14 protein-coding genes are annotated in these 23,161 nt (G+C 39.2%); 9 read left to right on the forward strand and 5 right to left on the reverse strand.

Annotated features, from left to right (window positions below):
* Positions 1-100: 100 nt before the first annotated feature.
* Complete coding sequence (locus LPH68_RS03450; protein WP_004299187.1) at positions 101-1,561, reverse strand: SusD/RagB family nutrient-binding outer membrane lipoprotein; 1,461 nt, start codon at positions 1,559-1,561, stop codon at positions 101-103.
* Positions 1,562-1,574: 13 nt separating this feature from the next.
* On the reverse strand, positions 1,575-4,691 hold the full coding sequence (locus tag LPH68_RS03455) for a SusC/RagA family TonB-linked outer membrane protein (protein ID WP_230296858.1): 3,117 nt from the start codon (positions 4,689-4,691) through the stop codon (positions 1,575-1,577).
* A gap of 449 nt (positions 4,692-5,140) precedes the next feature.
* On the opposite strand from LPH68_RS03455, the gene LPH68_RS03460 reads away from it, so the two are divergent.
* Positions 5,141-6,313: a site-specific integrase gene (locus LPH68_RS03460; protein WP_008650053.1), complete on the forward strand. Its 1,173-nt coding sequence runs from the start codon at positions 5,141-5,143 to the stop codon at positions 6,311-6,313.
* Positions 6,314-7,020: 707 nt separating this feature from the next.
* On the opposite strand, the gene LPH68_RS03465 is transcribed toward LPH68_RS03460, so the two are convergent.
* From LPH68_RS03465 to LPH68_RS03475, 3 genes are all read right to left on the reverse strand, one after another.
* Positions 7,021-8,586, reverse strand: coding sequence for an IS66 family transposase (locus LPH68_RS03465; protein ID WP_151923041.1), 1,566 nt, complete (start codon positions 8,584-8,586; stop codon positions 7,021-7,023).
* Positions 8,587-8,672: 86 nt separating this feature from the next.
* Positions 8,673-9,023 carry an IS66 family insertion sequence element accessory protein TnpB gene (gene tnpB / locus LPH68_RS03470; protein ID WP_151923042.1) on the reverse strand — a complete coding sequence of 117 codons (351 nt, stop codon included), beginning with the start codon at positions 9,021-9,023 and terminating at the stop codon, positions 8,673-8,675.
* Positions 9,011-9,415, reverse strand: coding sequence for a hypothetical protein (locus LPH68_RS03475; protein ID WP_004307670.1), 405 nt, complete (start codon positions 9,413-9,415; stop codon positions 9,011-9,013). The genes tnpB and LPH68_RS03475 overlap by 13 nt, the downstream gene beginning before the upstream one ends.
* A gap of 292 nt (positions 9,416-9,707) precedes the next feature.
* Here LPH68_RS03475 and LPH68_RS03480 point away from each other — a divergent pair, with 292 nt between their 5' ends.
* From LPH68_RS03480 to LPH68_RS03515, 8 genes are all read left to right on the forward strand, one after another.
* Positions 9,708-12,707 carry a SusC/RagA family TonB-linked outer membrane protein gene (locus LPH68_RS03480; protein WP_074559355.1) on the forward strand — a complete coding sequence of 1,000 codons (3,000 nt, stop codon included), beginning with the start codon at positions 9,708-9,710 and terminating at the stop codon, positions 12,705-12,707.
* A 16-nt stretch (positions 12,708-12,723) separates the two neighbouring features.
* The gene (locus tag LPH68_RS03485; protein ID WP_151923044.1) at positions 12,724-14,277 is read left to right on the forward strand and encodes a SusD/RagB family nutrient-binding outer membrane lipoprotein; all 1,554 of its coding nucleotides are present in this window, start codon (positions 12,724-12,726) and stop codon (positions 14,275-14,277) included.
* Positions 14,278-14,641: 364 nt separating this feature from the next.
* Positions 14,642-15,229 (forward strand): RNA polymerase sigma-70 factor, encoded by a 588-nt coding sequence (locus tag LPH68_RS03490; protein ID WP_004326269.1) that lies wholly within the window; start codon positions 14,642-14,644, stop codon positions 15,227-15,229.
* A gap of 74 nt (positions 15,230-15,303) precedes the next feature.
* A complete protein-coding gene (locus LPH68_RS03495) occupies positions 15,304-16,311 on the forward strand; it encodes a FecR family protein (RefSeq protein WP_149944448.1) in 1,008 nt (335 codons plus the stop codon).
* Positions 16,312-16,549: 238 nt separating this feature from the next.
* The gene (locus LPH68_RS03500; protein ID WP_117512071.1) at positions 16,550-19,921 is read left to right on the forward strand and encodes a TonB-dependent receptor; all 3,372 of its coding nucleotides are present in this window, start codon (positions 16,550-16,552) and stop codon (positions 19,919-19,921) included.
* A gap of 5 nt (positions 19,922-19,926) precedes the next feature.
* Positions 19,927-21,099, forward strand: a complete 1,173-nt coding sequence (locus LPH68_RS03505) for a RagB/SusD family nutrient uptake outer membrane protein (protein WP_230296859.1) — start codon at positions 19,927-19,929, stop codon at positions 21,097-21,099.
* A gap of 193 nt (positions 21,100-21,292) precedes the next feature.
* Positions 21,293-21,859: a hypothetical protein gene (locus tag LPH68_RS03510; protein ID WP_005812876.1), complete on the forward strand. Its 567-nt coding sequence runs from the start codon at positions 21,293-21,295 to the stop codon at positions 21,857-21,859.
* Entirely contained in the window at positions 21,856-23,103 is a 1,248-nt protein-coding gene (locus LPH68_RS03515) for a site-specific integrase (RefSeq protein WP_005812874.1), read from the forward strand. Before LPH68_RS03510 ends, LPH68_RS03515 begins: the two co-directional genes overlap by 4 nt.
* The last annotated feature ends 58 nt before the right edge of the window (positions 23,104-23,161 follow it).

The raw sequence follows: 23,161 nt of genomic DNA on the forward strand, positions 1-23,161 counted from the left end.
TTTACTTCTATTATATATAATAATGTGGGCGCAAATATAACAAAAAAAAAGAGGACAATGTTTTATTGTCCTCTTTTTCGTATCATTTATGGTAATTCAATTATAAATCAAACCATAGTTTTTCCCAGATTTTCGGAGATTCTTTCGGTGCATTAATATTAGCTGTCATTTCTTCAGGACTATATTCCCATCTTCTGATCAATTCTTTTGAAGTTGCATCTTCCGGGACTTGCAATGTCGGGACCTCGTTTCCGGCAGTACCAGATCGCCTCCATTGTACAAACTCCTCAAACGGACGATCCATCAAATCAATCCATTGCTGCATATGAATCTCATACAGAGCTTTTTCCTGGGTCATCGTTGTCAATTCCGGTAAACCTGTAACATATGTATCAATATCGGATTCCGCAACTCCATAAAAAGCACATGCTTCACGAATTCCTTTCAGGTACAGTTCATTAGCTTTCGACAGATTTTGAGCAACTCCTAATCCGCGCGCATAAGCTTCTGCTTCCAAAAGTAGCTGTTCTTGACAAGAATAAATCAATTCCGGAGCGTCTCTTCTGAAAAGGTAGTTGCTTACAACAGATGACAGTAGATTTTCTTCATCATCCGTCTTTGCAGCCTCTCTATTACCCAACCCCCGGTATACACCATCCGCACCCGGTTCAAAATAACAGGGAATACGGGGATCATTACGTTCTTGCATCGGTTTCAACATATAATTGCTGGCAAAGAACAATATTTGTGTCCCCCCAACCAATTCTATAAGTTCATATTTAGGGTTCTGGTTACCCGGATCTGTAGAGTAAGGAAATACCAAATTGTCCGCTGCTGATGCAACCATTCCTCCAGCCTGCAGCAACGTACCAATAGCAGCAGCCTTAGAAGGGTCTTTATCTACCATAACCATCAATGTTCTGAATTTTAAAGACTTTGCCAAAGTCATCCATTTGTTCATATCACCTTTGTAATAGATATCGTACTCATCAATTGCATTAGCATCATTCAGATCTATAAGCTGTAATGCCTCATCAAGTAATGACAAAACACCATTCAATACACTTTCCTGAGAATCAAATTTCGGATATTTAATTGTTCCGTTCCAGGATTCTGTGAAAGGAATATCTCCCCACAACATCGTTGCCTCATACATATGCTCAGCCAAAAGAATCTTACACTGCGCAATAGCATTGTGATTCACCGGTTCTGACTCTTCTGCATTTTTAATAGCTAACATCAAATTATTGCCACCTACAGAATAATAATGTTTCCAGACATTCCCTGTACTATAAGGAGAAATAGTATATACAGATTCATCCCAGCCACCGTAATCAAGTCCACCATCAACTTGACACTGCGAACTCATAGATAAAGGAATATAAAAGTCACCACCAGTGCGTGTTCCAGCCCAGTTTACAGCTACATAGTTAAACAAATACCCGGGATCAACTTTCTCGGCAGTATTGGGATCATGGTTAATATCGAGCCAATCGCTACATGAAGTTAAACATGCCAAAGCGCTCAATGCGTATGTTAATATTTTCTTTTTCATTATCATATTCGTTTAAATCTTACAATGTTAATCTGACATTAAATCCAAAACTTCTGGTAGAAGGTATGCTGTTAAACTCTACACCACCCCCAATCTGAGAAGGACCGAAGAAGTTAGCTTCCGGATCAATATGTGGCACATGATCTTTAATAATCCATAAGTTACGTGCCTCAAAACCTAAATCCAATGATTTAACAAAAAAGCTCTTGAACCATTTGCGTGGGAAGCTATAAGACAACTGTACCTCTCTGAGTTTTACAAATGATGCATTATAGATATTCCCTTCATTATTACTAGAATTGGATATATGCTGCCAATAATCCTGCATACTTTTCACAGGAACATCATTAGGTCTATATGTTCCATCATCCTGAAGGATTACACCCGGCTCAATAAAGGAAGCATCTTCACGGTGAGCTATTGTTTCAGCAGCCAAACCGCTACTTCTTAAATTAGCTACAGTCTCTGAATACAAAGAACCTCCATGACGGATATCAATCAAGAAACTCAAGGTAACTCCCTTATAAGTAAATGTATTGTTGATTCCCATCGTAAAATCAGGATATACATCTCCTAAACGCACGTTATTAACAGTTTCTCTCAAACCTGTTTTAGAATTAATCACATAATTTCCTTGGTCATCACGTTTCCAACCCGTGCCATACAAGCCAAACGAATCTCCTTTAGCAGCCTTAATTTGTAAACCGCTCAGTCCACTCGTTAACGTATATTCATCAAGTCCTTCAGCTAACTCCTCCACTGTCTGCTTATTTGAAGCAAATGTTGCATCCAGGTCCCATTTAAAATCACGTGTTTCCACAGGAGTCAACCCCAAAGTTACTTCAACACCTTTATTGGCAATCTTCCCGGCATTAATATTATTGGCAAAGTAGCCTGTTGACAATGGGACATCAATACTTACAATCTGATTCTTTGTAATATTGCTATAATAAGTCATATCTAACCTAATTTTTCCACCGAAGAAACGCAAATCAGCTCCAACTTCAAAAGAACTTTGATTTTGCGGCTTCAAATTCTCATTTGGTAAGACACGAGGTCCCGTAAAGCCAACTAATCCCATATGGGGGAAAGTGTTAACATTACCCAGATATTGCAAAAAGTAAGTACTAGCGGGAGTATATTTAAATGCCAAATTGTACGGATCTTCATCACTACCCACATTAGCATAACTCAAACGAACCTTACCAAAATTCAGAATATCTTTGTTTTCCATCAACTCCGTAAAAATAAAACTACCACTTATGGAAGGATAGAAATAGGAACGATTATTGATCGGTAGAGTAGACGACCAGTCATTACGTCCTGTTACATTTACGAAAAGCATATCTTTGTATCCCAAACTAATATCTCCATATAAACCAACAAGACGTTTCTTTTCATAATAATTTACCGGAGTAGTAGACTTCGCATTAGTATATGTGTATAGCCCATCAACAACCAGATTCTGCGCCTGCACATTTTCATTCTTCCATTCCTCCTGATAGAGATTATGCCCCATCATTACCTTAAAATGATAGTCATTTGCAAAAGTCTTCTCGTAAGAAACCATTAAGTCATTATTTATAATTCTTTTATACAAATTCCAAGTCTGGAACTTTCCGTTCAAGGCTCCTACAGTACCTTTTGCATATACCTTACGCCTTCCTTCTGTGTAAAAATCTGTTCCGGCATTATTGGTGATAGTCAGTCCTTCAATCGGTTTATAAGTCAATGTGATATTACCAATCATACGATCTAAATTATTGGTAAACTTATTCTTATTAATAATCCAATATGGATTATTACTTTTACCTTCCGGATCTAATGTGATTTGCTTTCCATTCTCATCCACCCAATTCTTTTGAATATCATGTATATCAATAGTTCTCGGCAATCCATTAATCAATGGAATCAGTAGGTTACTATCATTTGCACCTTGCGCTGGACGACCTTCAGAGTCGGAACGTATATATTGAGCAGAAATACGACCTGTGAAGTTCTTAGTAAAATTCATACCCGCATTGACAGAAAAAGCGTATTTATTATAGTCAGATCCAGGTACAACACCAGTCTGATTAGTAGAAGTAAAGCTCAAACGGAAGTCCGCCTTTTCACCACCCCCCGCAACTGATACATTATTAATATAACTCATTCCAGTTTCATAGAAATCCTTTACATTATCAGGATTTGCTTTCAAAGTCACTTTGTCACCTTTGTAATCTGTAAACTGTTGATCTTGTACCGATGAAATCTTCGGTCCCCAACCATTCAACATTTTCACATTATATACGCCATAACTACCTTGTGCATATTCATTTTGAAAATCAGGTAACTTCAGTACATTTTCAAATCGTGTAGAAGAGTTTACTGTTACAAATACCGGAGAGTTCTTTTTTCCCTTCTTTGTAGTAATAACAATAGCACCATCCTTTGCACGCGCTCCATACAATGCAGTTGCAGCTGCTCCTTTCAATACATTGATAGATTCAATATCGTCTGAATTGATATCCCCTGCACGGTTACCAACATCGACTATACCATTAGTTCTGTCAGGATTATAAGAACCATTGTCAATTGGAAGCCCGTCAATAATAAATAAAGGAGAAGAAACGGAACCAATAGAAGAGGCACCACGAATCTGTATACTTGAACTACCACCTACCGTACCAGATGATTGGGCTATTTGCAGTCCCGCAATCTTACCAGACAAAGAGTTAAGTACATTACTTTCACGTGCTTTAGTTATTTCATCTCCCTTCACACTAGATACGGCATAACCTAGGGATTTTTCCGATCGCTTAATCCCCATAGCTGTCACTACAACCTCATCTAGATTTTGGGAATCAGACTTTAGCACAACTTTTAAAGTTGGTTTGATCACCACTTCTTGTGTCTGCATACCAATATACGAAATCTGCAAAGTCTTTGCAGAACTTGGTACATTTGACAAATTAAAATTACCATTTACATCTGTGATTGTACCTTGGGTGGTACCTTTTACCAACACAGAAGCACCAACAACTGGTTGCCCGTCTTCTTCAGAAATCACAACGCCTGTGACCTTTTGAGTCTGGGCAGTTACTAGGCCTATGCCCACAAAAAGGCATGCCAATAACAGCATTAATTTTCTTTTCATAAATTCTCTCTTAAAGTTTAACTTTACATTATTTGTATCTTTACTCTAACAATTTGCAAATATATTAATAAAACTGAAACTAGCAATTATATTAATAAAAAAAGGTTGCAAATATAACATTTTGTTATTTTACAAGCTGTATTTATGCCGATAAGCATATTTTTTTCAACCAAAAGCTTTGATTGCTAAAATAGCAATTGACACTTTGCATAAGCAAAATGCCTCTTTTAATATTTCTTTTACTCGTTTTTAGTCATAAAACACCTTTGAAAGCCATTCTTTTTGCTTTTTTCGTGAAAAAGCGAATAAAAAAGTGGCATTTAATTTAAAGTTTTGTGAATACCAAGTGATTTGAAGATTTATTTTTTAGAGATATTAATGCTTATTCGCCTCTGATATAGCACAGAATTACGTCTAATTTGTTCTATTATTAATTAAAAAATGAAAGTATGGAAAAGATCAGTTACAACCTTGTGTTTAACAGAAAGAAGAGATTGAATAAAAGAGGAATGGCATTAGTTCAGGTAGAAGCCTATCTGAACAGGAAAAAGATGTATTTCTCCACCAAAATATATCTCAAACCGGAACAGTGGGATACCAAACGAAAAATGGTGAAGAATCATCCTAATGCGAATGTTTTGAATCGTATGTTATATGAAAATATAGCAGCTATTGAGCAAACAGAACTTGGACTATGGCAACAGGGAAAGTCCATATCGTTAGATTTATTAAAAAATTCGATTGATAAACCTCTAAGCAATGGAAGGTCGTTTTTGACTTTTTTTAAAGAGGAGATAGCCAATTCTTCTTTGAAAGAAAGTACCCGTCAAAATCACCTTTCCACGCTTGAATTACTTCAGGAATTCAAGAAAGAGGTATTATTTACCGATTTGACATTTGAGTTTGTGTCTTCATTTGATAATTACCTGCAATCTAAAGGTTATCACCTTAATACTATTGCCAAGCACATGAAGCATCTGAAACGATATATTAATGTTGCAATAAATAAGGAGTATATGGATATACAGAAGTATGCCTTTAGAAAATATAAAATTAAAAGTATAGAAGGAAGCCATACACACTTAGCTCCGGAAGAGTTACACAAATTTGAGAATTTGCAGCTGACTGGAAGATATACGAGACTGCAAAAAACAAAAGATGCTTTTTTATTTTGCTGTTATGCTGGATTACGATATTCTGATTTCACTAATCTGACCTCTGCAAATATTGTTGAGTTCCATCAGGAGACTTGGATAATATACAAATCTGTCAAAACAGGTATGGAGGTACGCCTTCCTTTATATTTATTATTTGAGGGTAAAGGAATCCAGATATTGCAACGCTATAAAGATGACCTCAATAGTTTTTTCAAGTTGAAAGACAATTCTAATATTAATAAGGAATTAAACATATTGGCAGGCTTGGCTAAAATTGATAAACGTGTATCGTTTCACACCGCCCGTCATACAAATGCTACCTTATTATTATATAATGGTGCCAATATAACTACTGTACAAAAACTGTTAGGACATAAAAGTGTAAAGACTACGCAGGTATATGCGAATATTATGGATATTACAGTGGTGCGTGATCTTGAGAAAACTGCCTCATCAAAAAAATAATAATAAGCACAAAAACTAAACGAAAGTGTTCTGTTTTTAAGATTTGGTTATAGAAATGGAAGGTATAATTTTCTCTAATAGAAGAAAGTGTGTATAATTAAATGAAAGAATATGCAATATAAGTTCCGAAAACGCATATATATAATCTAAAGATACATCATAATTACGAATATTATCACTCGTCCCATTTAAAGGAATAAAGCGTTCCTTTAAAAGGAACGAGTCATTGGTCGTAGAGAAGCCCTTGCTTTCTTTAAAAGGAAAGGATTAAAAGCTAATTTATAAACTTGACAGCCTCTAATAGCTATTAAAATCCGGTATTTGGGATTCTTTCATTTTAGCATCAGATAAATGATAAATACCTCTTTTTGCATAATTAGATGTAATTACACAATCTCTTTGATACAGAAAAAGCATATAACCATCCAATATAAATATTCATCAATCATATTCTCTGCGATTTTGGAGGATATTTGAATCCACCCCTGCATATTTTAAAATATACAGTAATAAAATATGCATTTTTTCATCTGGAGTTTTTCTTTTTCTTAGATTACCGTTTGCTAATGAATATATTATTATAGTCAATAATTATTGGATATAATTTAGAACAAGAAAACCATCTTCAACAGTTAAGATGGAAATAAGTGTAAGCGTCTCCGCGATTCTATATAGTGTATTAAAATAAAAAGGCTAATGATCCCTTTTTAGTCATTAGCCTTTTCCCATCTGTCAGGAAGCAGTTCCCTGTATTTTTCAATTGGTGTGTTCGGTTGCCATTCGGCTGTTCTGTTTATCACATCCGTGAGATACTCAAATAGATTCACTTTATGCATCCTACAAGTGAGTGCTATCGTATAGAGTATGGCGCCTCGTTCGGCCCCCTTATGGCTGCCGAAGAACAATGAGTTTTTTCTTGATAAGGATATGTACCGGTTCATCCGTTCAACCATATTGTTGTCCAGATAAGTGTCACCATAATTAAAGATGTCCACCACTGCATTCCACTCATTGCGAAGATAGGTAATGGCTTCCTGCAGTTCGCTCTTAGGTAACAAATCCCCCCGTTCTTCTATTTCATCAAGCACATCTTTTATTTCTCCGAGTATGTCCGGCGCATACTTTTTTCGATGCATAAGATTCTGTTCTACCGTCCATCCCTCAACCCCAACTTTATGCTTATGCTCGTTTTGATAAAGTGCGTTTATCAGCTCCACGATCCTTTTTGCATCCGGGTCCTTCTCACCGCAATCTATAAATTTCCGTTTTATATGTTGCAAGCACGGGATGCGTGTGATATTGGGATAAGCATCGCTTTCGAGCTTCCGGTAAGGTGAGTAACCATCGCTTTGTATGATACCTTTGCAACTGCCTAATTCGTTAAGAATAACTCTTTCAGACCGGGAGCCGTCATCATAGAGCAAGTATATCATCCTGGTGTTTATGCCGACAACCACCCAAAGATATCCCTTCCTGACTCCTTTTCCCTTGCTGTTCTTTTCCGGGACGAGTATTTTGTAATAGGTTTCATCGGCTGCCTTATAAGGATCACTCAAAGCTGTCTGCCGGATGCACTTATAAAGATTTTCGAAGAGGTTTGAGGCTTTCTCTATCAACTTATGAGCCGTAGGTTTCTTCAGCGTAAAGCCATGACTCTCGAAGTAGTTGATGATTCTTTCAACAGGTAGCGATTGTATATAACGTAATTCCATCAATCCGGCAATAAATGAACCGTCATAGCTGGAATTCAAGAAGGCCGAAGCCGGTGTTTTTCCCTCAAACAGGCGACCTTCTTGCGTATAGGTGTGTATCTTGTAGACATGCTTGATGAAGCGCATGGGTACACATTCATAGCGGACGCATATTCTGGGAACAGTGGTAAACAACCGGGCCTTATTGATGTCAAAATCGGAATCATCGGGATAAACGACATGTTCTTCTTCCTCCATCTCATAATGCATGTCACGTTTGGCCCCATTATTCTTTCTTGCTTTACGCTTATCTGCTTTTTCCGCTTCTATCTTCTGCCGCTCTTCTTCGGATATGGCAGATTGGGGAGCCTGTTGCCGTTCGGATGTGTTGGATACAAGTTTGGCGAGTCCCTTAGTAAGGCGCTGTTGCTTGCTAAGAGATTCGCCTTTTTGAAGGAGTGCCTCTTTAAGGGAAGAAACCTCCTTTATCAAAGCATCTATTTGGTCCAAGAGTCTGTTGTTGTCATCTCGTAATCCCTTGATTTGTTCCTTCAATAACTCTATGATCTCATCCTTTTTCATGGCATAAAGATATAAAAAATCAACGAATTGGCCAAATAAACCGGATGATATCTTTAGCGCAAATGTCTAATAATCAGAATGTTGAATTAGATCCTAAAACGTTTTCTCAACCGTACAGACTTTAATGACACTCCATTTAAAATAAAAGACAAAACCTGATAAGAAATCTCGTAGTTGCCTGTATTGGGGTTAAATGTCGGTAACTCAAAACTTCCACCTTCGAGGCGCTTGTAGTACAGAAGAAAGCCATCGCCATCCCAACGCAGTATTTTTACACTTTGTCGGTTTTTACCAAAGAATAAAAAGATATCTCCGGAAACGGGAGACAAGTCCTTCATTTCCGATCGTATAATTTTGAATAAACCGTCAATGCCAAGGTTCATACGAACAAAGCCCTGGTACAGAGAGTAGCGATTGGCTGATGTTAGAGAATACATGGATCTCCCTCCTTTCTTTCGTAATCGCGCAACATTTTAATAACACCACCGGGTGTGGCCCGTTTGACCGAAATGGTGGTTCCACTGTTAAAGGTGATTGTGATCCCGGCAAGACTAAACTCTTCTTCCGACAACATGGCGGGTGCTATTTGAGTGAATGAAGGAGAGGAAGTTGTCGGTTGGGAGGGTTCAACGCCGCCATAATAATCACGGACCACATCTGCCTTGGCTTGTTTAACGCTATAGCCCCGTCTGGACATCCAGGAACTCATACCACCAAAAGTGGTATGCTGATCGCGGCAAACATCGGCTAAAGAACAATTGTAGTCTACTTTCAATACTTCAAGGAAATGTTTCCAAGTTTTTCCAAATCGATTTTCTGCTAAATCCATAATGCTTCATTTTTATACATAGCAAAAATATAAGAATGAAAAAAGGGCGACAAGATAGAATCGCGGAGACGCTTACAAATAAGTTTTAGCTTATATCATATAAGATAAGAACTTAAATAATTAATTAATAGATGGTTATGCCCTATTTTTGATAGAAATCTGGTATCATAAATCAGTAAATTAATATGTTTGGTAGGTGCTTAATATATTGATAATCTGCATAATAACTACAACAAAAATTTATTTTCGAAGGAAAGCAAACATCATATATATTGTTAGTAATCAACATATTATAGTTGTATTTAGTTCTGCAAAGACTTTGCAGATTTCGTATATCGGAATGCAAACACAAGAAGTGGCTATTAAACCAAATTTGAGAGTTGTATTAAAGGCTGACGCCCAAAAGCTAGACGAAGTAGTAGTTACCGCTATGGGTATTTCACGCGAAAAGAAAGCATTGGGATATGCCGTACAAGATGTCAAATCGGATGCGTTGACACGTGCTGCTAATACAGATTTAGCGGGAGCCTTACAAGGAAAAGTATCAGGTATTGACATCACCCCATCATCAGGTATGCCGGGTGCTTCTTCAAAGATTACGATTCGCGGTTCTCGTTCTTTCACTGGAGACAATACTCCGTTGTATGTAATTGATGGCATGCCTATCGCTTCTACCGCAGATGTGAGCACTTCTCTTACCGATGGAGCGTATGGAACGGACTATGCTAACCGTGCTGTCGACATTGACCCTAATGATATAGAAAGTATCAATATATTAAAGGGACAAGCCGCTTCTGCTTTGTATGGTATGAGAGCTTCCAATGGTGTTATCGTTATCACTACCAAAAGTGGTAAAGGAGCAGATAAAGGGAAACCTACTATAACTTTCAGTACCAACCTTTCCTTTGATAAGATTTCAACTCTTCCGGAATTGCAACAAGAATATGCACAAGGTTCAGGCGGTACTTTCGATCCGTCATCTCCTTTCGCATGGGGTCCTAAGATTTCCGAATTAGCTAACGACCCTACCTACGGAGGAAATACAGACAACAGTTACACCAGCCAATATGGTAAACAGTCCGGAAAATACTATGTTCCTCAACTTGCAGCTGCCGGCATGAATCCGTGGGCTACTCCACAAGCATATAACAACATGAAGGACTTTTTTGAAACAGGTGTATCTTGGAGCAATAACGTCAATGTAGCCCAGAGATTCGACAAAGGTAACTACTCCTTTTCTTTGGGTAACACCACCAGTAATGGTATCGTTCCATCAACCGGTATGGATAGATATAACGTGAAAATGTCTGCCGAAGCACAACTCCATCCTAACTGGACTACCGGATTTAATGGAAACTTTGTGACTTCAAAAATCTCCAAACAGTCTACAGCCAACACCAGTGTGGTTGCTACGATCTATAATGCACCCGTCAGCTATAATATGGCCGGTATTCCTTCTCACATAGAAGGCGACCCTTACACACAAAATACATATCGCGACAGCTGGATCGACGATGCATATTGGGCAGTTGACAATAACCAGTTCTCCGAACGTTCACAACGTTTCTTCGGAAATGCTTTCGTGAAATACACCACTAAATTTGGAACAGACAACCACAAACTGGATATTAAATACCAGATCGGTGATGACGCTTACACTACCAATTATTCAGAAATCTACGGATATGGAAGTACTTGGGCACCTACAGGTGAAGATTCAGAGTACCATTACACTGTTAATGAATTAAACTCACTGTTAACTGCCGCTTACACATGGAATATCAACGAAGAATGGACCTTGGATGCATTGATTGGTAATGAGTTTGTGGATAAAAAGACAAAATATGAATACGCATATAGCATGAATTTCAATTTCCCCGGATGGAATCATCTGAATAATGCTTCTGTATTCTCCAACGAAAGCCAATACAACAAGAAACGAACGGTAGGTAATTTCGCCAACTTGTCAGTAGCATGGAAAAACATGCTCTATCTAAGTGGAAGTATACGTAACGATATTGTTTCAAGCATGCCACGTGACAACCGTTCTTTCACTTATCCTTCAGTGTCATTAGGATTCATCTTCACCGAACTGGCTCCCCTGAAGAATAACATATTGACTTTCGGTAAGATACGTGCTTCTTATGCAGAAGTTGGTATGGCCGGTGATTATACTCAAAGTTATTATTATACTCCGTCTTATGGTGGCGGCTTCTATATGGGAAATCCTATTGTTTATCCAATTAATGGAGCAATGGCTTACATTCCATATTATAAGGTATATGACCCTAACTTAAAACCACAAAATACAAAATCATACGAACTGGGAGCAGATCTTACTTTCTTAAACGGACTGGTAACCTTGAATTATACCTATTCACGTCAGAATGTGAAAGATCAGATATTCGAAGTTCCTTTGGCAGGTTCAACCGGAGCCTCAAGTATGATAATGAATGGAGGTAAAATCCACACAAATACCCACGAGTTGACATTGGGCGTATCTCCGGTAGATACCAAAAACTTCAAACTCGACTTCGCTTTCAACTTCTCCAAAATCGACAATTACGTAGACGAATTGGCTCCAGGAGTAGAAAGTATTATGTTAGGAGGATTTGTAACTCCGCAGGTACGTGCCGGAATTGGTGACAAGTTCCCTGTGATCTATGGAAAAAGCTATATGCGTAATGACGAAGGCAAGATTGTAGTAGACAAAAACGGACTTCCCATGCAGGGAGAAGATGCGGTTATCGGAACTGTATCTCCTGACTTCCGTTTAGGTTTCAATACAAATATCGAATTGTACAAGTTCCGTATTTCTGCAGTATTCGACTGGAAACAAGGAGGACAGATGTATAGTGGTACCGCAGGTGAAATGAACTATTACGGTGTGAGCAAATTATCTGGTGATATGCGTAATACCGAATTCATTGTGGAAAACTCCGTTAAAGAAACAGGAAAAGATGCGGATGGTAATTCAATCTATGCCCCCAATGATATAAAAGTAACAGATGCTCAAGCATATTTCACCAGAAGAAGATCAATTGACGAATCTTACATTTATGATAATTCTTATATCAAATTGCGTGAATTATCTGTAAGTTATCCGGTTTTCTCAAAGAAATGGCTGAATGTGAACGTTAATGTTTTTGCCCGCAACATTTTGGTTTGGTCTGAAATGAAAGGTTTCGATCCGGAAGCTTCACAAGGTAATGACAACATGGGAGGTGCATTCGAACGTTTCTCTCTTCCGGGAACAGCCAGCTATGGTTTTGGATTTAATGTAAAATTCTAATTAGCTAAAAAGAAAGATGAAAACATATAATATAATTAAAGGTATTTTTGCCGCTACTGTTTTATCAGTTGTTTTTTCCGGATGCTCGGAAGATGCAATGGATAGAATCAACAAGGACCACGGCCATACGCAAAGCGTAGCCGCAAGATTCATTCTGACAGATGTGATAACCTCTACTGCATTTTCCAATGCAGGAGGTGATTTCAATACTTATCTATCTGCTTACATTGAATATGAAGTAGGTGTTGACAACCAATTGTATTATGCAGAAACCAGAGAGAGCGAACCGACCTCATCTTCCACTTTCAACAATACATGGAATGGTCTGTATTCAACATTGAAATCCGCCCGTATCATTATCAATCAATGCAGCGAGGGAGGCATAGACCATGGGAATTATGTAACCAAGGGTATGGCTGAAGTGTTGGCTGCTTATAATTGCGCATTGATAGCCGATATGTTTGGAGATGCTCCATGTAGTCAGGCTGCATTAATTGACGAAAACGGTTCTCCTGTTTACCTAACTCCTAAAATGGATAAGCAAGAAGAAATCTATACCCAAGCAATGCAATATCTGGATGATGCCATTGCAGACTTACAGAAAGAAGATCTGATAGACCCGGAAGCTCAAGATTTGCTGTACCAGGGTGATGCTGAAAAATGGCTTAAGTTAGCATATGGTCTGAAAGCACGCTACACGATGCATCTTCTTAAAAGATCTGCCAACAAAGACGCGGATATGGAGAAGGTGTTGGAATATGTAAATAACTCTTTCGAAAGCGCAGAAGAACAAGCAGCATTCGACGTATATGACGCTAATAACATAAATCCGCTTTATGGTTTCTTTGTGGCACGTGCCGGATTAGGTGCAAGCGAAAGCATGAGAAGCAAACTGGCAGAATACAATGACCCACGTCTGTCCAGAGCTTTCATCACTAAACAGGGTACCTCCGGAAAAGAACAAGCTCCGGGAACCGCAGACAACGCCGTATATGCGCCTAACGGTACACCAGAACAAGGCACTTCCCAATATGGAACTTCTTTATTTATGTATTCTATATCAGCACCAACACTGTTGTTGAGTTATCATGAATTAAAATTCCTGGAAGCAGAAGCTCTGTGCAGATTGGAACGTGATGCTAAAAGTGCATTAAAAGATGCAGTAGTGGCTGGACTGTTAAATGCGGAAAACAGCTTTACTATTTCAAGAAAAGAGTTGGGCAAAACACTCATCAATGCAGCAAGCAGTATTACGGAAGCTGAAGCCGAAAGTTACTTTGACAATACGATAGAGGCCAAATATACAGCTGAACCTTTGAAAACAACAATGACTCAAAAATACTTCGCATTATGGGGAGCTTCAGGTGAAGCGACAGAATCTTACAATGATGTTCGCAGAATGAAAGGACTAGGCGAAAACTTTATTGAGCTAAAAAATCCAAACTCTTTCCCATTACGTTGTCCTTATGGCAATAGCGACACAACAACGAATGCCGAAGTGAAAGCAGCATACGGAAACGGACAATATGTGTATAGTGAAAATGTTTGGTGGGCAGGCGGAAGCAGATAATCCATTGACTTGAATCATATAAATGAGACTGAATTCTCCAGGGGAAAGGTGGGAATTCAGTCTCATTTCTTTATATTATAATAATAAAAGCCTTTATTATTTATACAAAAATCCCACTCTCCCCCTTTCTTATTTCATGTAATTTCATAGAGCATACTCTTTTCATTCATCCTGCCGACCAACACATTTTCTCTATAAAAGTAATTCAAAATAAAAAATGTTCCTTATATTTGCCAATGGTTTACGGGTTTATTTACATATACTTTTTAAATATAAAGAGTATTTATTTTCGTCTATAAACAAAGTAGCTTTTGAATGATAACTCTTTAAACTTCCTCTGAAAAGGATTGAAGACACTAAATATATGGATCATTTTTTAGAGAAAATAGACACACACACTTTATCACTCCTACAACAAGGTGACGAAAAGGCTTTCGACACTATTTTCTGGAAATATAATCCCCGTGTATTTCATTTTATTCATTCCCTTCTATATGATAAAATACTAGCAGAGGACCTCACTCAAAATGTATTTCTGAAGATCTGGGAAAGACATCAGGATATCAAACCGGAAGAAGGCTTTGAAGCGTATCTTTTCACAATAGCACGCAACATGGTATATAAGGAAACAGAAAAACGGCTACTTTCGGAACGTTTTCTGGATTCAATCAAACAAACTGATGCCGACAAGCACTTTGAAATAGATGTTGACACCGACTCCCTACAAGAATATATAGACGAGCTGGTAGAACAGCTACCCTCTTCCCGGAAGAAAATCTACCTCATGAGCAAGAAACAACATCTGACAAATAAAGAAATAGCCGCCCAACTATCTTTGTCAGAAAAAACAGTTGAAACGCAATTATATCGTGCCCTTCATTTCTTACGTTCTAAATTAGCCAATGAAATTGTAGCTTTGGCTCTATTTTTTCTTTCTTCTAATTTTAAATAGTGTTAAATACAGAGTAAAATCTTTGCACCCTGTAAGGATTCTTGGCTCCATGGAGATATACATAATAAAAGCCCATGGAGAAGAATACGAATATATTATTATTAGAATGTTTTATGCGGGGAGAAACCTCTCCGGATGAAGAACAAATACTATCTGACTGGCTCCACAGTCAGGAAGCAAAAGAGCAGTTATCCAACTATTATCAGGAAACCTGGAAAGGCTCTAATAACAAGCTCATTGCCGAAGTACAAGGACGTATGTTTGAACGGGTCAAAAGTCAAATGCATAATGCCGTACAAGAGTTGAATAGACGAAAGCAGAAACGGACAATGCGAATCAGGCGTTTATTTCAGTATGCAGCAGTCATTCTTTTAATCATAACAGCAGGAATAGGAGGTCATTTATATACAGTTTCTCAAACAGAACCCACAGTAACGGATAAGAGCTATCTTGTCCAAACAGGAAAAGGACAACGGGCAAATATTACCTTACCGGACGGTACAGTCGTTTGGCTAAATTCATATACTCAACTGCATTACAATGCGAATTACGGAGCCACTCAACGAGTGGTGTCATTGATAGGCGAAGCATATTTCGAAGTAGCTAAGGATAAGGAGAAACCATTTATTGTAGAAACGGCAGGAATGAATGTAGAAGCTTTGGGAACTACTTTTAATGTAAAAGCCTACCGGGAAGATTCTCAAATCATCGCAACACTTTTCTTCGGTTCGGTCCGTGTTTCTTCCGATAGAGATAATGTTATTCTTTCTCCTGACGAAAATGCCACATTCGAACGAAGATCGGGCAAACTGGCAATACATAAACCGGACAATTCATCGTATGCCAAAATGTGGCGAAATAACGATCTTGTATTTAATGGAGAAACACTGGAAGAAATTGCCGTACTGCTTAACAGAATGTATAATGTGCAAATAGCATTTAAATCCGAACGTATCAAGCAATATTGCTTCTCGGGAGTGATCTGCAACAATAGCCTTGATAATGTAATCGAACTGATTAGCCTAACCTCTCCCATCACTTATGAAACTCGTGGAGATACCATAATACTAGGCAATAGGTAACCCAATATATTCCTAATTATTAACCTTTAAAATTCAATGCGTATGAAATAGTTCCAGTAGAACATAAAAAAGATAGCCTGACAAGGTCAGGACTATCTCCTTTAAGCTTAAATCGGACCTTGGAAACTCACTCTGATACTGACAACTGGCGGAAGGCAGTGTCAGAGGGTATATACACCCGATTTTCAGCTTGTAAAGTTACATCTTTTTTATTGTTTAATGATTAATTTCCTATAAAATGAGTAACATCAAGCATCTCTTTTCTCGAATATTATATATTATTATATTTTTATCAAGTAGTCTAAGTGTCATGGGGCAGATCACTCTCACCATGAAAGACAAACCTCTGAAGAAGGTGATAAAACAGATAGAAAAAGTAAGTGAATATCGTTTCTTCTATAATGAAGAGTTGGCTAATCTCAATAAGCCAGTCTCTCTCGAAGCACAGAATAGCAGTATAGAAAAGGTTTTAAAGGACCTTTCTTCGCAGGCTCCATTCAGTTATCTGATTAAGCCTAATTTCCAGATTGTATTATCTGACGACCTGCCTTCACAACAGACAAAATTACAGAGCATAACAGGGCGTGTAGTAGACACTGCGGACAATCCTATAATTGGTGCAAACGTGTTAGTGAAAGGAACTACCAATGGGGTCATCACTGATATTGACGGTAACTTCTCCTTAGAAAAAGTTCCGGTACAATCACAACTGCAAGTATCTTATATCGGATATGAGACTAAGGAACTGGCCGTAGTTTCCGGAAAGACAAATGTCAAAATCATAATGGCAGAAAACACTAAATTATTAAATGAAGTCGTAGTGACTGGCTTTGGCCTTGCTCAAAAGAAGGCTACCCTGACAGGAGCTATTGCCTCCGTAGGAGCTGATGATATAAGCAGATCTTCAGCGGTAAACACTTCCGGAGCACTGGTCGGAAAGGTAGCCGGATTGAACTACAGATCTGCAGACAGTCGCCCGGGAAATGCCACTACCCTGCAAATCCGTAATATGGGAACACCTTTATTTGTGATTGACGGCGTGCAGTCCGATGAAGGTCAGTTCAACAACATTGATTTTAATGACATCGAATCCATTTCTATTTTGAAAGATGCCTCTGCTTCCATTTATGGTGTACGGGCTGCAAACGGGGTCATTGTTGTAACAACCAAGAAAGGAAAGAAAAACACCAAGAGCACTGTGACGTTAAATACTTATTATGGCTGGCAACATGTATCACGCTTACCGGAACCGGCAGACGCCGTAACGTATGTAGAGAATTACATACAGTCTGAAACAATTCAGGGAAAAACGTCCCGTTTATATAGTAAAGAAGATCTGGAGAAATGGCGTCAAGGTACAGAAAAAGGCTATGTGCCATTTAACTGGTATGATTACATCTGGGTGACTTCTCCGCAATATTATGTCAATGCCAATGTTTCCGGAGGTTCGGACAAGATCAATTATTATTTCAGTGTCGGACACATGAATCAGGAATCTGCCATTCGCAATTATGGCGGTATGAAACGATACAACGTACAAATGAATGTCGAAGCACAGGTCACTGATAAATTCAAAATCGGCATGAACATGAACGGACGTATCAAACAGCTGAAAAATCCGGGTGTACCGGGAACTGACGACTATTCAAACCCGACAGCAGCTACCTACCGCAATCTACCGACTGTCCGTCCGTTTGCCAATGACAATCCTAACTATCCGGCATCAGTAGGCTCTGACAATGGCTTAAACTTCGGATTATTGAATTTTGAGAAAAGCGGAACCTTTGAAGACACTTGGCGAATGGCCCAATTAAACCTGAACGCAGAGTATGAAATTATCAAAGGACTTAAAGCCAAAGCTTTGTTCGGATATTATTTTGCAAGCGAATTACTTAACAATCAAGAATATACCTATCGTGTCTATAGATATGACGAAGCAACGGACGAATATGTAGATGTAGGTGGGCGTGCCAGTGCCTGGAGGGAAAGGACGAATGCTTATGTGGAAGAGTTGACTTCAAACATTCAACTGGCTTATGAAAAAGCATTCGGAGCACATTCCATCAATGCGGTAATTGGTTTCGAAGCAATAAAAAGAGACACTCCAAAGTCTTGGCTCCATGCCATCCCGGCTTCCAACTCATTGCATCTGATCTATTATGATACGATTGACAAATACGAAGATACTGGCAACAATACGGAAGCACGTTTAGGCTGGCTGGGACGTTTCAACTACAACTACGCCAACAAATATCTGATAGACTTCTCTGCACGCTATGACGGTTCATGGAAATTCCCGCCCAATCATCGCTGGGGGTTCTTCCCTTCCGCCTCATTAGGCTGGAGAATATCAGAAGAAAACTTCTGGAAGGAATCAAAAATAGCTTCTATTTTCAGCGATTTAAAGATACGGGGATCTTATGGATTGGTAGGAGATGACAACGTTGACGGCTACAGTGCTTTCGACTACATGACAGGTTACGATTACAAACAGGGAGGAGGAGTAATCGACGGTTCCTATATCATTGGTACTACCCCGCGAAACCTGCCTGTTACCACGCTCTCATGGGCAAAGGCTAAAATTCTGGACATTGGTCTCGACGTTGCTTTCCTGAATAACCGTTTATCAGGAAGCGTAGATTTCTTCAGACGTATCAAAACCGGTATTCCGGCTTCCCGTGACGACGTATTACTTCCGGAAGAAGTGGGCTTTGAGCGTCCCAAGGAAAATCTCAATTCCAATGTTCATACCGGATATGATTTGCTTGCACGTTGGAGTGATAAGGTCAATGACTTTCACTATTCTATCAGTGCCAATTTCACCTATTCCCGTTTCTACAACTGGGAGCAGTATAATCCTAAGTTCAGTAATTCATGGGATGAATATCGTAATTCTACATGGCACCGTTTCGGGAATGTCAACTGGGCATACGAGGCAGATGGCCAGTTCCAAAGTTGGGAAGAGATTGCGTCGTGGCCGATTGACAATGACCAGAAAGGAAATACGACATTACGCCCGGGTGATATCAAGTACGTCGACCAAAATGGGGATGGCATAATCAACGATATGGACAAACGCCCCATCGGATACAAAGAAGACTCCACACCCGTTCTGAACTTCGGTTTTAACCTTGCATTCGCATGGAAAGGCTTCGATTTAGCATTGGATTTCTCCGGTGCGGGAATGTCTACCTGGAATCCGTCATTAATCCAAAAGATTCCATTTAACAATAATGGAAACAACCCGGCTTACTACATGGAAGATACATGGAGACTATCTGATATCTTTGATGCAAACAGTGAAATGATTCCTGGCAAATACCCGACATTATTAATCGGAAACAATGCCAATAACCATAGTAATTATTGGGATAGCTCTTTCTGGAAGTACAATGTCCGTTATTTAAAACTGCGTAATCTGGAATTTGGTTACACCTTCCCCAAAGAGTGGCTGCAAAAATGCAGAATTAACAGTCTAAGGTTATATCTTGCCGGACAGAACCTGTTTACACTCACCAATGTACCTATCGATCCGGAAGTTTCAGCCGGTAACGGAACAGCTTACCCGAGTATGCGAATTATCAATCTGGGTTTAACACTTAAATTCTAAAAGCAATGAAATATATAAAAGGATACCTGTTATTGGGTTTAACTTTGATATTAGGATCTTGTTCTGATTTTTTAGATCGTGATCCCGATCAGATATTGACAAATGACCAGATCTTCAGCGATGCTAAAATGATAAACTCCGTATTGGCCGGTTTTTATGGAGATACAGAGAATTGGGGACAAAGTTTTGCCACTCCCGCCAGCTTTACTAAAGTGGACGACGGTTGCGTGACTGATGGTGGCCGTGATAACATGCAGGAATACAGTGACAATCAATGGCGAGTTTATCCATATAAATATATTCGTAATTTAAATCAGTTCCTGGCGGGATTAAGAGCTACAACCGTACTTGAATCTACAGAGAAATTGCGATATGAAGGCGAAATTCGCTTCTTACGCGCCTGGGCATATTTTAGTATGTGCAGAGGTTTAGGCGGTGTACCTATTGTGAATGATAACGTATACGAATATGAGGCAGGGATGGATGTTTCAGGTTTGGCTGTTCCCCGTTCCAAAGAATCAGAAGTCTACGATTATATCATCAATGAATGTGCCACTATCGCAGATTACCTGCCTACAAAGCCCACCATCAATGCCGCCCGTGCCACACGTTGGGCTGCCCTGATGTTAAAGGCACGTGCTGCCGTTTATGCAGGATCATTGGCCAACTACAATAATAAGATGGTTGCTCCTATACGCACAGAAGGAAATGAAGTCGGTATTCCGGCGGAAATGGCTACCCCATATTACGAAACAGCATTGGAAGCAGCCAAAGAAGTGATAACTCAAGCTTCTGCCTATTATAACCTGGACATAACGATTCGTAATGATCTGGGACAGAATTTTTATAATGCAGTCTGTGTCAAAGAGAATAATCATGAAGTGATCTGGGCCAAAGATTATGCATATCCAGGAGCCACCCATGGATTCACACAAAAGAATATTCCCGCTTCTCTAGCAGAAGATCAGGAACGTTGTTATTCCGGCGCAGTATTAAATCTGGTAGAAGCATTTGAATACAAGGACAACCGCGACGGCACAATCAAAGTTAAGGATGAATCCGGAAATTACATCATGTACAGTCGGCCGGAAGATGCCTTTGCCAATAAAGATGCCCGGTTGTGGGGAACCGTACTTTATCCGGGAGCCAAATTCAGAGGTAGTGAAATAAGCACATAGAGAAATAAGAATACAATATCAAATGGAAAGCGTGTAGCTCAATGAGTTACACGCTTTTCTTGTTTTTGGCCGTACACAATAATATTGCTATCTTTGCGTTATTATTATAAACATCTGTACCTTATTTGTACCTGTAAGAAAAAGTAGATATGATGAGAAGAATAGATATTAAGAACTACAAAATGAATGAATTATGGCAGTAGCAAAGTATAAGATAGTACGGAAATGTCCTGTGTGCGGAGAAGAGTTCTTCGCAAGGACTTTGGAGTCCTGGTATTGTTCACCCAAATGCTCCAAGGTGGCGTGGAAGCGTAAGCATGATGAAGAAAAACGCCAACTTGAACTGGACAAGATTGTAAGCAATATGCCCAAGTCTAAAGAGTATATCAGCATAACGGAAGCGTATGCTATGTTTGGTGCAAGCCGCTCAACCATTTATAGGCTCATCTACATGAAAAAGATTTCCTTCATTGAGCCAGAGAAAGGAATACGACTTGTATGCAAAGGAGAACTAATGAATCTGTTTCCGTTAAGACAGTCTCCGCTTGACACCAAGCCAAGGAAACCAGTTACCATGTACCGCATGGAACCAGAGGATTGCTATACAATAGGTGAGATTTCCAAGAAATTTCATCTGGATGACAGCACCGTGTATGCTCATATACGAAAATACTCAATACCGACCCGGCAAATCGGTAATTATGTGTATGCTCACAAGGAATCAATAGACAAACTTTATAAAGATATAAAACCATTATGAAAAGATTAGATTATACTAAAGTCTCCGTCAAATTAAAGAAAAGTGAGTGGAGAGATGAGTGGTTCATCTATCTTGAAGCTTATCCTGTTTATGAGACGGGAAATGACAAACCCAAACGAGTGCGTGAATATCTCAGGAGGTCTATTACTACCCCTATATGGGATAAACGACGAAGCGAGCGAGCCGTTGCTGGTAGAATAAAGTACAAGCCCAAGCGAGATGACAATGGCGTTATTCAGTGTAAATCCAAGCAAGATATGGAAACTTGCCTTTATGCGGATGGCGTTCGAGTCCTGCGTCAAAAAGAGTACGACAACATGGCTCTCTTTACTGACCAGCAAATGGAAATGGCAGAACAAAGCGAACGCTCAAAATGCAATGTTCTGGAGTATATTGAGAAGTTAATCAAAGAAAGAGAGGAAACTGCGTCAGAATCGATAGTTGTCAACTGGCGCAGATTGCACACACTGTTGTCAATGTTTGCCAAGTGTGACTACATACAGTTCTCGCAGATTGACATGAAGTATATTGAGGCATTCCGTTCCTTCTTGATAAAGGCACCGCAGGGTGGTTCTAAGAAAGGAACTATTTCAAGGAATACGGCATCGACGTACTTCTCTATCTTCAAGGCGGCACTCAAACAAGCTTTCGTGGATGGCTATCTGAATTGTGATATTGCTGCCAAGGCTAAAAATATCATGTTTCAGAGTGCTCGAAGAGAGTATCTGTCACTGGAAGAACTTAATATATTGGCAAAGACTCCGTGTGATGATATACTAAAACGGGCAGCCTTGTTCTCTGCACTGACAGGAATGCGACATAGCGATATTCAAAAGCTTAAATGGTCAGAGGTTGAAGAATACAATGGTGGGTACCGTCTCAATTTCACTCAGCAGAAGACTAAGGGCGTTGAATACATGCCTATATCGCCACAGGCATACAAGCTTTGCGGTGAGCGCAAGAAAGACGGAGAACTGTTGGTGTTTGCCGGACTGCCTGACCCTTCATGGATATCTAGGCCTTTGGAACGGTGGGTAAAAGCATCAGGGATTACCAAGCACATCACCTTTCATTGCTTCCGCCACACCTATGCAACGTTACAATTGGCTAACGGTACAGACATATATACCGTAAGCAAAATGTTAGGGCATACCAATGTAAAAACCACGCAAATCTACGCAAAAGTAATTGACAAGAAGAAAGATGAAGCTACAGAAGCTTTTAAGTTGGACATAGATGAATAGTGATTATCATTTGTAAGCACTTAGTATAGAAGACCACTTGTATCAATAAGTCCTTTAT

Source organism: Bacteroides sp. 1_1_30, from assembly GCF_020982715.1.
Classification (GTDB): domain Bacteria; phylum Bacteroidota; class Bacteroidia; order Bacteroidales; family Bacteroidaceae; genus Bacteroides; species Bacteroides xylanisolvens.

What these genes read in the sequence shown, in the direction of transcription:
- LPH68_RS03510 (WP_005812876.1), top strand. Translation starts at nt 21,293, where the DNA reads ATGGCAGTAGCAAAGTATAAGATAGTACGGAAATGTCCTGTGTGCGGA.
- LPH68_RS03460 (WP_008650053.1), top strand. Translation starts at nt 5,141, where the DNA reads ATGGAAAAGATCAGTTACAACCTTGTGTTTAACAGAAAGAAGAGATTG.
- LPH68_RS03515 (WP_005812874.1), top strand. Translation starts at nt 21,856, where the DNA reads ATGAAAAGATTAGATTATACTAAAGTCTCCGTCAAATTAAAGAAAAGT.
- LPH68_RS03455 (WP_230296858.1), bottom strand. Translation starts at nt 4,691, where the DNA reads ATGAAAAGAAAATTAATGCTGTTATTGGCATGCCTTTTTGTGGGCATA.
- LPH68_RS03500 (WP_117512071.1), top strand. Translation starts at nt 16,550, where the DNA reads ATGAGTAACATCAAGCATCTCTTTTCTCGAATATTATATATTATTATA.
- LPH68_RS03465 (WP_151923041.1), bottom strand. Translation starts at nt 8,586, where the DNA reads ATGAAAAAGGATGAGATCATAGAGTTATTGAAGGAACAAATCAAGGGA.
- LPH68_RS03450 (WP_004299187.1), bottom strand. Translation starts at nt 1,561, where the DNA reads ATGATAATGAAAAAGAAAATATTAACATACGCATTGAGCGCTTTGGCA.
- LPH68_RS03495 (WP_149944448.1), top strand. Translation starts at nt 15,304, where the DNA reads ATGGAGAAGAATACGAATATATTATTATTAGAATGTTTTATGCGGGGA.
- LPH68_RS03490 (WP_004326269.1), top strand. Translation starts at nt 14,642, where the DNA reads ATGGATCATTTTTTAGAGAAAATAGACACACACACTTTATCACTCCTA.
- LPH68_RS03505 (WP_230296859.1), top strand. Translation starts at nt 19,927, where the DNA reads ATGAAATATATAAAAGGATACCTGTTATTGGGTTTAACTTTGATATTA.
- tnpB (WP_151923042.1), bottom strand. Translation starts at nt 9,023, where the DNA reads ATGTATTCTCTAACATCAGCCAATCGCTACTCTCTGTACCAGGGCTTT.
- LPH68_RS03485 (WP_151923044.1), top strand. Translation starts at nt 12,724, where the DNA reads ATGAAAACATATAATATAATTAAAGGTATTTTTGCCGCTACTGTTTTA.
- LPH68_RS03475 (WP_004307670.1), bottom strand. Translation starts at nt 9,415, where the DNA reads ATGGATTTAGCAGAAAATCGATTTGGAAAAACTTGGAAACATTTCCTT.